This window comes from Novosphingobium sp. MMS21-SN21R (assembly GCF_031846015.1).
Classification (GTDB): Bacteria; Pseudomonadota; Alphaproteobacteria; order Sphingomonadales; family Sphingomonadaceae; genus Novosphingobium.
This window is the reverse complement of record NZ_JAVRDU010000004.1, coordinates 133,034-146,437: the sequence shown is the minus strand read 5'-3', so window position 1 is coordinate 146,437 and position 13,404 is coordinate 133,034. Positions and strand designations below refer to the sequence as shown.

The 13,404-nt window shown below is 58.7% G+C and carries 15 protein-coding genes; 3 read left to right on the top strand and 12 right to left on the bottom strand.

The genetic code is table 11. The features are described from left to right. Positions 1-7: 7 nt before the first annotated feature. On the top strand, positions 8-841 hold the full coding sequence (locus RM192_RS19775; protein ID WP_311509431.1) for an SDR family NAD(P)-dependent oxidoreductase: 834 nt from the start codon (positions 8-10) through the stop codon (positions 839-841). Here the strand turns inward: RM192_RS19775 and RM192_RS19770 are convergent. Both RM192_RS19770 and RM192_RS19765 read right to left on the bottom strand, forming a co-directional pair. Continuing rightward, positions 828-1,541: an EthD domain-containing protein gene (locus RM192_RS19770; protein ID WP_311509429.1), complete on the bottom strand. Its 714-nt coding sequence runs from the start codon at positions 1,539-1,541 to the stop codon at positions 828-830. The two genes, RM192_RS19775 and RM192_RS19770, sit on opposite strands and share 14 nt — an antisense overlap. Further along, a complete protein-coding gene (locus tag RM192_RS19765) occupies positions 1,538-2,572 on the bottom strand; it encodes an aromatic ring-hydroxylating dioxygenase subunit alpha (protein WP_311509427.1) in 1,035 nt (344 codons plus the stop codon). Before RM192_RS19765 ends, RM192_RS19770 begins: the two co-directional genes overlap by 4 nt. 110 nt (positions 2,573-2,682) lie before the next feature. Here RM192_RS19765 and RM192_RS19760 point away from each other — a divergent pair, with 110 nt between their 5' ends. Beyond that, positions 2,683-3,609 carry an AraC family transcriptional regulator gene (locus RM192_RS19760; RefSeq protein WP_311509426.1) on the top strand — a complete coding sequence of 309 codons (927 nt, stop codon included), beginning with the start codon at positions 2,683-2,685 and terminating at the stop codon, positions 3,607-3,609. On the opposite strand, the gene RM192_RS19755 is transcribed toward RM192_RS19760, so the two are convergent. Genes RM192_RS19755 through RM192_RS19725 form a run of 7 tightly spaced genes read right to left on the bottom strand, consistent with a single transcriptional unit; the run spans position 3,577 to position 8,027 of the window. Further along, the gene (locus RM192_RS19755; protein WP_311509424.1) at positions 3,577-4,332 is read right to left on the bottom strand and encodes an HpcH/HpaI aldolase/citrate lyase family protein; all 756 of its coding nucleotides are present in this window, start codon (positions 4,330-4,332) and stop codon (positions 3,577-3,579) included. The genes RM192_RS19760 and RM192_RS19755 overlap by 33 nt on opposite strands. Further along, positions 4,329-5,135 carry a 2-oxo-hept-4-ene-1,7-dioate hydratase gene (gene hpaH, locus RM192_RS19750; protein WP_311509422.1) on the bottom strand — a complete coding sequence of 269 codons (807 nt, stop codon included), beginning with the start codon at positions 5,133-5,135 and terminating at the stop codon, positions 4,329-4,331. The genes RM192_RS19755 and hpaH overlap by 4 nt, the downstream gene beginning before the upstream one ends. A 7-nt stretch (positions 5,136-5,142) precedes the next feature. Further along, positions 5,143-5,526: a 5-carboxymethyl-2-hydroxymuconate isomerase gene (locus RM192_RS19745; protein WP_311509419.1), complete on the bottom strand. Its 384-nt coding sequence runs from the start codon at positions 5,524-5,526 to the stop codon at positions 5,143-5,145. Then, entirely contained in the window at positions 5,526-6,344 is an 819-nt protein-coding gene (locus RM192_RS19740; RefSeq protein WP_311509417.1) for an extradiol ring-cleavage dioxygenase, read from the bottom strand. The genes RM192_RS19745 and RM192_RS19740 overlap by 1 nt, the downstream gene beginning before the upstream one ends. Further along, positions 6,341-6,667, bottom strand: coding sequence for an aromatic ring-opening dioxygenase subunit LigA (locus RM192_RS19735; protein WP_311509415.1), 327 nt, complete (start codon positions 6,665-6,667; stop codon positions 6,341-6,343). Before RM192_RS19735 ends, RM192_RS19740 begins: the two co-directional genes overlap by 4 nt. Beyond that, entirely contained in the window at positions 6,664-7,416 is a 753-nt protein-coding gene (locus RM192_RS19730; RefSeq protein ID WP_311509413.1) for a fumarylacetoacetate hydrolase family protein, read from the bottom strand. The genes RM192_RS19735 and RM192_RS19730 overlap by 4 nt, the downstream gene beginning before the upstream one ends. Continuing rightward, complete coding sequence (locus tag RM192_RS19725) at positions 7,413-8,027, bottom strand: fumarylacetoacetate hydrolase family protein (protein WP_311509411.1); 615 nt, start codon at positions 8,025-8,027, stop codon at positions 7,413-7,415. Before RM192_RS19725 ends, RM192_RS19730 begins: the two co-directional genes overlap by 4 nt. A gap of 89 nt (positions 8,028-8,116) precedes the next feature. Between RM192_RS19725 and RM192_RS19720 the strand changes: the two genes are divergently transcribed. Then, a complete protein-coding gene (locus tag RM192_RS19720) occupies positions 8,117-8,623 on the top strand; it encodes a MarR family transcriptional regulator (protein ID WP_311509410.1) in 507 nt (168 codons plus the stop codon). A 36-nt stretch (positions 8,624-8,659) separates the two neighbouring features. On the opposite strand, the gene hpaE is transcribed toward RM192_RS19720, so the two are convergent. The 3 genes from hpaE to RM192_RS19705 form a co-directional block, all read right to left on the bottom strand. Beyond that, complete coding sequence (gene hpaE / locus RM192_RS19715; protein WP_311509409.1) at positions 8,660-10,174, bottom strand: 5-carboxymethyl-2-hydroxymuconate semialdehyde dehydrogenase; 1,515 nt, start codon at positions 10,172-10,174, stop codon at positions 8,660-8,662. 286 nt (positions 10,175-10,460) lie between these two features. Then, a complete protein-coding gene (locus tag RM192_RS19710) occupies positions 10,461-11,984 on the bottom strand; it encodes a malonyl-CoA synthase (protein WP_311509407.1) in 1,524 nt (507 codons plus the stop codon). After that, complete coding sequence (locus tag RM192_RS19705) at positions 11,984-13,402, bottom strand: malonyl-CoA decarboxylase (protein WP_311509405.1); 1,419 nt, start codon at positions 13,400-13,402, stop codon at positions 11,984-11,986. The genes RM192_RS19710 and RM192_RS19705 overlap by 1 nt, the downstream gene beginning before the upstream one ends. Positions 13,403-13,404: the final 2 nt, after the last annotated feature.

The following is a 13,404-nucleotide window of genomic DNA, read 5'->3' as shown; positions in this document are numbered from 1 at the left end:
GAATTCAATGGTTGAGCCGCTCAATCCCCTTTGGCACCTGAGCCAAGGTCCCGTGCAAGGCCGTCTTGAAGGCAAAGTTGCCTTGGTCACAGGCGCAGGCGGAGCGCAGGGGCGCGAGGTATCGATCCTGTTTGCCCGGGCGGGGGCACACGTTTTTGCCAGCGATATCAATGCCGCAACGCTGGCCGAAACCGAAACGCTGGCGGTTGCACAAGGTCTTTCGATCAATTGCAGCGTGGTCGACGCATCATCTGGCGAACAAGCCGCGTCCTGGGTAGCCGACGCACACGCGCAACATGGTCAGATCGATGTGCTCTACAACAATGGCGCGGGCGTCCACATGGCACCATTCGCCGAAATGACCAACGAGCAGTGGCACGATACCATCAGGCTCGAACTCGACGTCGTGTTCATGCCGACCAAGGCGGTCTGGCCGATCATGGTCGGGCAGAACTCCGGTTCGATCATCAACATCGCATCGGGATCAGGCATGCTGGCGGCCGAAGGCCTCGGGACCGCAGCCCACGCCGCTGGCAAAGGCGGCGTAATCTCACTCACACGTCAACTTTCGCTGGAAGGGGCGCCGCACTGGATCAGGGTGAATTGCATTTCCCCCGGGCCTATCATGGGACCGGCACTTGCGGGAGTTTACAAAGACGAGCCAGCGTTCCGCGCCTTGTTCGACAGCACCCCTTCGCTGGAACGGCACGGCTATCCCGTCGACATCGCTTATACCGGTCTGTTCTTTGCCTCAGACGAATCGTTGTTCATCACCGGCGTGAACCTTGCGGTCGATGGCGGCGTGACCAGCAAGGCTGGCGCAATTTTCAGCCGGAAGTGAAGTAGTTGCAAAGGCGTTCCTGCATCATCAGGGCGCGTGAGTGCTGCGGATCAGTAAACCGCGGTTCGTCGGGTGCCATGACCGTACGATAATGGTCGCTGGCAAATTCTGCGGCGAGGCTTTCTGGTGAATCGAACATGATCACCCCGATGCCGTCGAAATTCGCAGTGGTCAGGCCGTGCCATTCGGCACGATCTGCCGGCGTTGATTCCAGGCAAAGCAGGCGCTCGCGCGTGCACGGGCCGGCAAGCGCAAGGCCTGCGTGCCGATCAATCCAGTGGCTGGCGAAGGAGTCCATCGTCATGCCTGCGCGGCGTATGGGCAAAGTGAATATCTTGACTGCATGAGACCGGTCGGCATCGCGCGCCCAGATCGGCACCGCGGTTCCTGAAATCGCGTCGGGCGCGCAGGAGAGCATCACCCGGCGTGCATCCAGCCACTGCCGCAATGCGGGGTCTGCCATGCCCGCTTCGGCTCCGGCACGGCTTTCGAACACCAGCTCGTCGACGCCGTCATAGGCGAGAGTCGCAACGTTTTCTATGGGCACGTCGCGGCCGGCGTCCGCGCTGAACCTGCGCGAAAGCAGTTGCGGCAGAGGCGGGATGGAAGTGTGTTCCAGCCACTGCCGCACAAAAGAAGCCCTGTCGAGCCCGGGATCGCGCCGCAGAAGCAGCGCGATCTTGTAGGCTACGGGGGTCAAGCGGAGGCTTCTTCTGCAATCTTTTCGTCGATCAGGCGGCGGCCAAGCGTCAGCGCATTGTCGACGAGGATGAACGCCATCGGATCATCGCCGCTTTCATCAACAACCTTTTGTTGAGCCTCGATCATTTCACGATCCTCGAGGAAGCCGCCCGAGATTCGCTCTGCCAGGCCGTTGGTCAGTTCGGTTTGCTCAAGCGAGAAGTTGTGCCCGTAAGTCCAGAAATAGTGGGTGTTGTGCTCGTCTTCCGGGGTGATGAGCTGGTGCGAGTGAAACACCATCGCATCGGGCGCAATCTTGCCTTCGGGTGCGCCAGTGTTGGCCGGTGCCGATCCCGCAGCCATCGAGAAGTGATTGCTCAGCGTAGACAGGTGGTAGATGTTCCAGCGGTCGATCGGACCTGAAAAGCGCTCATATCCGCGCAGGTAGGGTGCGAATTCCTGCTCGTTCAGATACCAGCGGGTGAGCTTTACGCCGCTGTCGGTCTGTTCGACCTTCGGGCGGGTGTCGGCAATGGTTTTCGATCCACCCAAGGTGTTTTCGTGCACATAGGACAAGTGCGAAAAGTCCAGCAGGTTGTCGAGTACCAGTTTGTAATTGGCCTTGAAGTGCGCGTACTTCGGGACCGATGCCCATTCCGGGCTGGAGTGATGGTGGCAGTCCGGAATCAGCGCAGGATCGGCTTTGTCGGCATCGCCCATCCATACCCAGACCAGCCGGTGCTGTTCGACCGCCGGGAAAGTCTGGACGTCGGTATTGGGGCTGACGCCTTTGCGGCTTGGTTCCCACACACACTTGCCGTCGGCATCGAACACCAGTCCGTGGTACATGCAGCGCACGCAATCGCCTTCGCGGCGGCCTTTGGAAAGCGGGGCGAAACGGTGGCTGCAACGATCGCGCAGGACCGTGATCTTGTTGTCCGAAGTGCGCAGGAACACCAGTCCCTTGCCGAGAATCTTGCGCGCCATCATATTGTCGGCGGTCAATTCGTAGTCCCACGCACCAGCGTACCAAGCATTTTGAATAAACATGCGTCTCTCTCCCGAGCGTTTGCCGGACATTAGCATCCGCAGCTGACAATTTCGATACGATGCGTTCAAAATAACTGGCCATTTTCTGAAAACAGTGCGATGTATCGGCCATGAGCGACAATGCGTCGGTGCGAATTCCCGTTTATTCCTTGTTTGGGCAGGATGCAGGCCTGGTTGAGCCCCGCTTTTGCCACGTCGAGCGGATTGGTGACCGGTGGAAAATTCATGCCGGGAGCGTCCAGCAGCACAGCCACCCCCATCTTCATCAATTGAGTTTTTGGCTAAAGGGACGTGGTCTTTATCTGGCAGACGAGGCGCGCCACCAAATAGCCGCAGGAACATTGTGCTGGATGCCATCCGGCGTGGTGCATGGCTTCCGGGTCGAACCTGGCTCAGAAGCAGTAGTGCTTTCAATGTCCGATGATTTTGCGCGCGAGCAATTCGGCACTTTGACAGGAGGGCTGTTTCCCGCGTTGCAAAATCATCTGGTCGTCACGACCGATCAGCCTGGGGAACGGACGTGGTTACGTTCGCTGTTCGAGAGAATGGAATATGAATATGCCACCCATCGTATCGGGCAGACCAACAGCATCGGTGCGCTAGCCCGCGTTGCCCTGATCGAAGGCCAGCGTCTTGTCGCTGAATGGACAAATGGGCCGGTACAAGATTCCGACACCAGCCTTCTGCGCCGATTCATGGCTTTGGTTGAGCAACAGCTCGGGCAGCGGCCAAGTGTTGAAGCCCTCGCACTAGAACTTGGCACCACGCCCTACCTGCTCAACCGTGCCTGCCGCGAAGCCATGGGCATGCGGGCATCCGACGTCGTCCGGGCGCGCCACATGCAGGAAGCAAAGCGACTGTTGTTATTCAGCGCGCTGCGCATTGCGCAGATCGCACAGGTTCTGGGCTATGACGATCCCGCCCACTTCACACGCAGCTTTCGTAACGCAACAGGCAAAGTGCCGCGGGAGTGGCGGTCACTACGGACCGGGCAGACCGATACCTCAGCTGCGCAAGGTCGCGAGCAGGTCGCTTGATCCCCGCGTTAGCAGGCCAATGTCGGTGCCGACGGAAAGGAATGCGAAGCCTTGTGCCATGCGGGCATCTGCATCTTCTACCGAAAGCGCAAAGATTCCTGCAGGCTTGCCCGCTGCGTCGATCCGCGATTTGGCGTGACTGATTGCGTCCTGCACTTCCGGGTGCCGCGGATTTCCAAGATGGCCAAGGGACGCAGCAAGGTCTGCCGGGCCAATGAACAAGGCGTCGATCCCGTCAACTGCCGCTATATCGTCTATGGCTGAAAGCGCGGCGCGGCTTTCTACCTGCGCTATGAGGGATACCCGCTCGTGCGCGCGTGCCAGGTAATCGGGTATGCTGCCAAAGCCTGACGCACGGCTTGTCGCGCTTGCAACACCGCGGATACCCAGAGGCGGAAACCGGCACGCTGATACCACGGCTCGGGCATGATCAGCATTATCAATCATCGGCACCAGCAACGTGGAAAATCCGATGTCGAGATATTGCTTGATCGACACTGGTTCACCCTGCGGGACGCGCGCAACGGCCGCCACGGGAAATGCTGAAACAGCCTGAAGCTGTGCCAGCAATGTTTGCGCTGTATTGGGCGCATGCTCACCGTCGAAGAGCAACCAGTCAAAGCCGGCTCTTGCGCAGATTTCGGCGGTGTACGGGTTGGCAAGCGCCTGCCAAAGACCGAGCTGCGGTTTGCCCGAGGCCATACGGGTGAGCAGGCTTGTCATACGAAGCGCACCGAAATGGCACCAAGCATGCCGTAATCTACATGGAAGCTGTCCCCGGCGCGGGCAAAGACGGGTGCTGTAAAACTGCCGCCGAGAATGATCTGACCCGGTTCAAGTCGCTCGCCGTGGCGCGCCATCCTGTTGGCCAGCCAGGCAGGTCCGTTGGCCGGGTGGTTGAGAACGGCGGCAGCGACACCGGATTCCTCGATCACCCCGTTCTGGTACAGGAGTGCCGACACCCAGCGAAGATCGACCGCATCTGGCTTGACCGGTCTCCCTCCCAGCACGATGCCCGCATTTGCGGCATTGTCCGAAATTGTGTCAAAGACCTTGCGGGTGACGCCAGTCGCTTTGTCGATGCGTTCTATTCGCGCGTCGATTATCTCTATTGCGGGCGTGACAAAATCCGTGGCGTTAAGCACGTCGTAGACGGTGGCATTCGGCCCCTCAAGTGGATGCTTGAGAATAAACGCGAGTTCGACTTCGACCCGCGGCTCGATAAATCGGTCCACCGGGATGTCGGTACCATCCATGAACAGCATATCGTCGAGCAACGTGCCGAAATCGGGTTCGCTGACATTGGACGATCGCTGCATCGCTCGGCTTGTCAGGCCGATCTTGTGGCCGATGACCCGTCGTCCGGCGGCAATCTTGTGCGCTGTCCACGCGCGGCTGACGGCATAGCCATCGTCAAGCGTCATGGTCGGGTGCTCAAGCGAGAACTGACCGATCTGCGCGCGTGTGCGTTCCGCCTCATCAAGGCGCAGGGCAAGCTCGTCGATAACTTGGGGTGACAGCGGCATGGTCGCTTCAACCTTTCAGGCGCTTGTGGATCGAATTGTGTTTCCAGCCCTCGACTTCCTCGACATACATCGAAAGCGCGAGCGGGCAACGGTCGAAAAGGTCGCCAAGAAAGTTGCGGATCTCGTCAAACAACGCATCGAAAAAGACCTTGCGAAAGGCTGCACTGCGCCCAGCGCCCATTTTTACATCGATGTTGATGAATGCATCTTCGTCACAGGCGCCATCGGCAATGACGTAGTCGTCTACGCGGTAGCCGCGCACTCTGATGCCGCCGGTCGGAAACACGCCGTCAGAGTGCAGCCGCATTTGATTGGCTATCAAGCGCATCAAAGCGTCAAGATCGAACACGCCCGCCAAGTTTGCGGTCCATTCGATGGTGGCATGTGCCATTATGCAATCTCCATGCGCGCAACAGTGCAGCCGACTGCGAATATCGGGATCGGAACAAAAAACTGGATTGTTCCTTTGCCCCTCGCGGCGGCGGCGGCGGCAATGAAAGTGCGGATTTCAAACCCGCCCTGTCCCGCGTCGCGATAGGTTTCAATGTCTGTGTAGGACAGCATCCTGTCGCGGTCGTTCGCGCTCCAGCGATCAAGAAAATCGCGGTCCCACGCTTCATTGATCTTGCCACTATCCGGAGTGGCCGGCCAATGCGAAATCCCGCCCGTCGCCACAAGGGCAATCCGTTCCGGCACGCTGTCTGCTGCCCGGCGGATTGCCTCGCCAAATGCCCAGGCACGATGAAGCGGGGTCAGCGGTGGACCTTGGCAGTTGATGTTGACTGGGATAACCTTCATCGCATTTTCGGGATCCAGAAAATGGAGCGGCACGATAATGCCGTGATCGAATTGCCATTCCTCGCAATAGGCCACATCCACAGTTTGCAGCATTTCCGTCACAAGCTTACGCGCCAGGTCGGGGGCACCGCGCTGTTCGCGCAACGGAATCCTCAGCCAGTCGGGGTCTTCGATCGGCCCTCGGTAGCTGTCGCCCATGCCAACTGCAAAAGCGGGCATGCAGTTCATGAAGAAGTTTGCAAAGTGTTCCGCCGCGACGATCATCAGGACATCGGGCCGTGCGGCGCGGATTTCATCGCGCATCTGGGCAAGCGCGTCATAGAAGGGATCGCGCAGCGCGGGATCAGCCATTTCCGCCCGCGCAGTGATGCCGGGGGCATGGCTGCAAATGCCGGTGTACACCAGTGTCATAGCCCTGCCACCTTCTCGTCCATGGCCGTCGTCATTGCATAAAGACCTGCGCGGACCGGTCCGTATTTCTCCACACCCTCACGCATGAGACGCAAGTAGTCAGACCATTCGATCCCGCACAGCGCCGCGAAGTGCATCAGCAATTGTCCGTTGACGCCCAGAACATAAATCAAACCAATATCGTGGTTGAGCACGGCATCGCGTTCTTCGGGATCGAGTGCAAACCGGTCGGCGAGTTTCTCGGGCGATCCGCGCCATTGGCGTTTGGCGTCGTCAGCCTTGTTGAGGACGTAGATCAGCTTGGACAAATGGTAGAGGCTCATGCGGGCACCAGCTGGTTGATTAGCAGGCCGATGCCCTCGATCTCACTCTCCACCCTGTCACCGGCAGCGCAGAAATGGACACCCTGCGGCGTCCCGGTGAGGATGAGATCGCCGGGCATCAATGTCGTCACGCTCGACAGATAGGATACGAGACCGGCAACCGACAGGATCATGTCGGCAGTCGTTCCCTCCTGAACCAGCGCCCCGTTGACACGCGTGCTGAGGCGCAGCGCCTGCGGGTCTGGAACATCGGCGGCATCGACAATCCACGGCCCGATTGGCGTTGTAGCGTCCCGGTTTTTTACTCGGGCGTTCGGCCGATAATAGTTCTCGAGATATTCGCGGATCGCATAATCATTGGCGATGGTGTAGCCGCTGACGCAGGCCAGCGCGTCTTCAGGCTTCACATTGCGTGAAGGGCGCCCGATTACCGCAACCAGTTCGCATTCCGGGTGCATCTGGTTGCCATCGGCGGGACGCGGCGTATCGCCCAGATGGCCAACAAAACAGTTGTCGCCTTTCATGAACACAAGTGGCGTTTCGAGCTTCGGAGCAAAACCGAGTTCCTTGTTGTGGTCTGCATAGTTCAGCCCGAGGGCGTAGACCGCTGCGCCCCGCTGGACTGGTGGCAGCCATTGCGCATCATTCACCGGCAGCCGCGCGCCGTCCGGCAGCACCAAAGCGCTGTCGTCGTCAGTGAGATGCGTCCAGATTTCCCGCCCGCGGTGGTAGATGCGCGCGCGCTTCATGGTGCTTCTCCGGTCGTCGCGGTATTGATCTGGGGGAGGGGCCTGCCGAAAACTGAAATGGTCTGCCCTGCGGTTATGACCGGCGCGTCGCCCGGCAGGCCGATAAGCAGGACATCACCTGCCCAGAGCGTCATGTATTGCGAAAGGTCAGCTATCAACCGGGTTGCACTGCGGATCAAACGATCAGTCGACCATTCATGTACAAGTTCCCCGTCAAGGCTGAGCGTGATCGCCTTGGGCATTGCCAATTCGGCAAAATCGCCCAGCACCAAGTAGCCGTCGGAATTGCGATTGGCGATTGCCGGGCGGTAATAGCTTGACGTCGGTACGAACAGATCGACGGCGAGCGAGGCTGCGCCGATGCAAGCACCCGCTTCTGCAGATTGCACCCTGCAGGCGTTGCGCGCGACCAGCAAAGCCACCGTCGTCGCCGCTACCAGGCCGCCTTCAGGGACTTTGACAGGCCCTCGTGCGATGCTCGTCAGCGGCCGTTGATAAATGACCGGGGCAACAGGTGGCGCACCGTAAGGCTTTTCACGTAGTGTGACGCCGAGGCGTTTTTGTTCGGCGGCATCATTCAACACCACGCCGTAAATATTCCCCGCGATCATCTTGAACCGCACCTTTCCAGACGCTTGCTTCAAGCGAAAATTAACATGATAAGTTTGTCAAGTGCGGACGGATATGCCATGGCTGGCGCATGGCACGGCCCATTGATGAACCGACAATCCTTCCGCCATACCCACAATCGTTGGCGGGTGTCCTGCTGGCAGCGCGCGAGGCGGTAATGGCCCCGCTGCGCGAACACCTTCGCGAAGCAGGGTTTACCGACCAGCAGTGGCGTGTGCTGCGCGTCCTGTCGCACTCCGGCCCGCTGGATGCCGGTTCCATCGCCCGGCTCGCCCTGCTCCATCCGCCAAGCGTTACGCGGATCGTGCGCGATCTGATCGGGCGCGGGCTGCTTGCCAAGGATACGGACCGCGACGACAAGCGCCGCAGCGTTATCCGGCTCACCATTGAAGGAGAGAGCCAGATCACCCGAACTGCGGCCAATACTGCGGTTCTTCTGGCTGCTTACGAAGGCGCCTTTGGCGTTGAACGGTTGGACCGGTTGCGTGACGAGATCCAGGCGCTTGTGGTCGCGCTCGAACCTTTCGCGCCGGTGATTGACGGTGGGAGTCTTGCAGCGCCCGAAGCGGAAACCTGAACCGCGCAAACCTGCATTTATCGCCACCTTGGCCATTCAAGCCCCCAGCCGCTGGATTTTGTGTGTGCCACGCGCCAGCGCTACGTTCTTCGTTTCCATGTAGAAATCGAAGCTCCAGTCGCCCCCGTCCCGGCCAATCCCGCTAGACTTTATGCCGCCGAAAGGTGTCGGCAAGTGGCGGACATTTTCGCTGTTTACCCACACCATGCCCACGTCCAGCGCATCGGAAACACGGAGCGCTCGGCCCACGTCGCTTGTCCAGACGTAACCGGCGAGGCCGTACTCGACGTCATTTGCCTTAGCGATAGCGTCTGTCTCATCGTCGAACGGAATTGCGGTCAGCACCGGGCCAAAGATTTCTTCCTGCGCAATCCGCATCGATTGCTCGGCACCAGTGAACAGCGTCGGCTGAAAGAAAAAGCCTGTGGTATCTGCCACCGGCGCTCCACCTGCCGCGATTTGCGCGCCGTCCGAGCGGGCAATATCCATGTAGCACTGGACCTTGGCAAAGTGACGCGGGTGGATAAGCGGGCCGACTTCCGTCTCGGGGTCAAGCGGATCGCCGACCTTGAGATTGCGGGCCCGCGCTGCGACTTTTTCGACAAAAGTGTCATAGATCGATCGTTGAACCAGCAATCGCGAGGACGATGTGCAGCGCTGGCCATTGAGCGAGTAGATCATGAACACTGCGGCATCTACAGCCAGTTCAAGATCGGCATCAGCAAATACGATTACGGGATTTTTGCCGCCAAGTTCAAAATGCACGCGCTTGAGTGTTTGCGCACCCTGCCGCATGATGGCTGAACCGGTCGACGTTTCGCCGACGAAAGCGACTGCCTTGATGGCTGGATGCTCTGTGAGGCGCTTGCCTGTAGTTTCGCCGAGGCCGTTTATGGCGTTGAAGACCCCCGCCGGCAGGCCCGCTTCGTGCGCAATCTCAACCAGCAGTCTTGCGGAATAAGGAGACCATTCTGCAGGCTTGTGAACGACTGTGCATCCTGCCGCCAATGCAGGCGCAATCTTCCATGTCGATAGCATGAAGGGCGTATTCCACGGCGTGATGACTGCGACTGGTCCGATAGCCTTGCGCGTGGTGTAATTGACATGGTCGGCACTGGGCAACGCCAGTCCATCGGCTGCGGACGGCGCACGATCGGCAAAGAACCGGAAGTTTTCAGCGCCGCGCAACGCCGCCTTTGACATGAAGCGCCAGCACTGACCTGAGTCCAGACACTCTACTGCTGCGATTTCATCTGCGCGGGCGACGATGAGGTCTGCCACCTTGTTGAGGATCTGTCGGCGGATCTGGGGTGCTGTCCGGCTCCAGTCGCCAAATACATCTGCGGCGCTTGTCACCGCAGCGTCGAGTTCTGCGTCGGTCGCATCGGCGGCCTTGCCCAAGACAGACCCGGTCGACGGATCAAGGACTTCGAAAAGGTCGCCTTGTCCGGCCACTGCAGTGCCGCCAAAAAAATGGCCCAGCGCTCCGCCATGGCTTACGCCATTCATCCTGCCAATCGCTTCAAGTGCGAGCGTCCGCTTGCTGGCCATCCCTTGAATCCTCGTCCCTGGCGCAAGTCACCACCGCCTGCCCGTCACCCGATGGATTTAGCTTAACATGATAAGCAATGCAACATGCTTATCATGTGAATTATAATCACGCCAGGCAGGTGACCGCGGTCAAGCAGATGGTTTGGTAGACAGGTTCTGGCAGGCGGCGATGTCTGAAAACAGCGCGAGTATTCGCGGGTAAGGTGTTCCGCGGAATCATTGCTGCCCGGACGCCCTGTTACGGTACGTCCGGGCGGGTTCGGGCCTGCGCGAATTGAAGTCCGGATCAATGACTTGGCGACTGGAACACATTCTCGTAGGTCTCGCGCAACAGGTTTTTCTGCACTTTTCCCATTGCGTTCTTTGGCAGTTCGTCGACGAAAAATATTCGCCGCGGCTGCTTGAATCGGGCAAGCTGGTCCTGCAACTCGGCCTTGATTACCGCTTCGTCGACAAAGCCGGCCTGGTTCGCAACAACAACGCCTACAACACCTTCGCCCATGTCTGGATGCGATACCCCGATGACCGCCGATTCCCGGATTTGGGGAATCTCATCGAGTGCCGCTTCCACTTCGGCAGGGTAGATATTGTAGCCGCCGGAAATAATCAGATCCTTGGCTCTTCCGACGATCGCGACATATCCGTCGGCGTCGATCAGGCCCAGATCTCCGGAAATGAAGTATCCGTTTCGAAATTCGGCCGCCGTCTTTTCCGGCATGTTCCAGTAGCCCTTGAAAACATTCGGCCCCTGAATCTCGATGACGCCTACTTCGCCTTGCGGGAGCACAGTTCCGGACTCCGGATCGGCAATGCGGACGGAAACGCCGGGCAGCGGCAAGCCGACAGTGCCTGGCCGGCGCTCGCCTTCGTAGGGGTTCGACGTGTTCATATTTGTCTCGGTCATGCCGTAGCGTTCAAGGATGACCTGTCCTGTGTGTTCGCGAAAGGCACGATGTATATCGGCCGAAAGTGGTGCAGATCCCGAAACGAATAGGCGGATATGGGCAACAAGATCACGGTCGAATCGGCTGTCGTTCAGCAGACGGATGTAGAACGTCGGAACGCCCATCATCACGGTCGCCCGCGGAAGCGCAGTGATAACCTGATCCACATCGAACGTCTGCAGAAATATCATCTGTGCGCCTGCAGCCATCAGGACATTCGTTGCAACGAAAAGGCCATGCGTATGGAAAATGGGCAGGGCGTGAAGCAGGACGTCATCAGCGTTGAAGCGCCAGTAATTCTTCAGGGTGAAGCAGTTTGATGCCAGATTGTCGTGGCTCAGCATCGCTCCCTTGGATCGTCCGGTCGTACCCGATGTATAAAGGATTGCTGCGATCGCGTCGTTTTCAACGTGGACAGTGTCGAACTCAGCTGAATGTGCGGAGACAGAGTCTACCAGCGTGCCTGCGCCATTGCCGCCAAGCGTCATAACGTGTTCAACGCCGGCAGCGACTGCGAGCGGGCGAACGTCTTGTTCACTTGACGGGGCACATACGAACAGGCGCGGATTTGCGTCCTTGAGGAAATAGCCCAGTTCCCCAGCGGTGTATGCAGGATTGAGCGGGAGGAAGATCGCACCTGAACGAAGGCAGCCCAGATATAACATGAGCATATCCAGGCTTTTGGAAGCCTGAACCGCGACACGATCACCCGGCTCGACGCCAAGCGATTGCAGCAGGTTGGCATAGCGAGCAGACTGGTCCCTGACCCCTTGGTAAGTCAGCGCGACGCCGTCGCCGGTCGTCGCGAAAATTGCCGCTGCGCCTTGGGGGAACCCGCTTTCCAGCCGGGAATAGAGATTGGCCATCAAATCTGTCCTTTTGCGGATTGGCGAACAGTCGCGTTGAGCAACGTGTCGAACGGCTCCCCAGTCACGACTTGGCCCTGTTCCACGAAAGCTTCGTGGTTCTCTTCTAGATGTGCCAGGTCGTAGAGATAATTAACCATGATCCCACCACTCTGGCGTAGTCCGTTGATTGATGTGTCGGCTGCCCAGTTCAGGCGTTCAAGCCGCGCGCCATTTCCCAGGTGGAACCGGGCGACGGGATCGCGAGGCTTGCCTACGGCATCCCGCGTTTGCGTCAAATAGGTGACCGCATGCTGCAAGAGGAAAGATTGAGCGGAACCCTTGTCAAGTGCGGCGAAACCTTCCGGAGTACCCAAGGCTTCGACAAGCGCCTGATCATGTTCGGGTTTTTCCGTCTCTCGCAACCATTTCATCAAGCCGGGTAACGGGGATAACGTGACGAAACAATCAAGTCCCGGCAGCTCGCGCTTCAGATCGGCTGCAACCTGCTTGATCAGGAAATGACCGAACGAAATGCCCGCCAAGCCGCGCTGACAATTGTTGATCGAATAGAAAGTCGCGGTGGTTGCCAAAGCTGGCTCGATTGGCACGCGATCGGCGGCAAGCATATCCTGAATATTGTCAGGGATGCCTATTGTTAACCCGACTTCGACAAAAATCAGTGGCTCATCGGGCATGACCGGATGAAAGAACGCAAAACAGCGCCGGTCGGTTGGTGCCAGCCGCCGACGCAAGTCTGACCAACTCGTGATGTCGTGCACCGCCTCATAGCGGATCAGGAGTTCCAGCAAACTGGCTGGTGAAGACCAGTCGATGGACTGCATCTTCAGAAACCCGCGATTGAACCAGGATTGCAAAAGATGCTTCAGATCGAAATCGACCCGTTCCAGCGAAACAAGATCGCGCTTTAGGGCCAGAAGGTCCTCGCGCATTCTCACCAAAGCTGCGGTGCCGCCGGGCGCAAGGTTCAGGCGGCGAAACAGTTCCTGCCGGGGTGCTTCCACTACGTTGAAAAGTTGGGGCAGAGCGGTCGGACCTTCAGAGCGGAATTTTTCCCACGACGCCACAAGCGCACGTTCGTCGGGATCGAAATCGCTGGCGAGCATCTCGAAAAATTTCAGTCTGTCTCCGGCATCAAGCTGCGCATAAAGGTTAAGCAAGTCGGTCGCTATCGCAACGCCGGCAGCTTCGCCGCGCGTCGACAGCAAGGCCGCTGCCAGCTCTCGGACCGTGCTGCTGTTGCTCACCGGTCTGGCAGGGTTATCTCGGTCAAGCATCGGCAGAACATGCCTGAGGAGCTTGCGGCCGGACTGAGAGAAGCCATTCCGAAGTGCTGTCAGCGCGCTCAGAGTCTTGCGGAAACCTGCTTTGCCCGAACCGGAGTCTGCGTCCTTTTTCTGCATCAGCACAGCGTTCATGA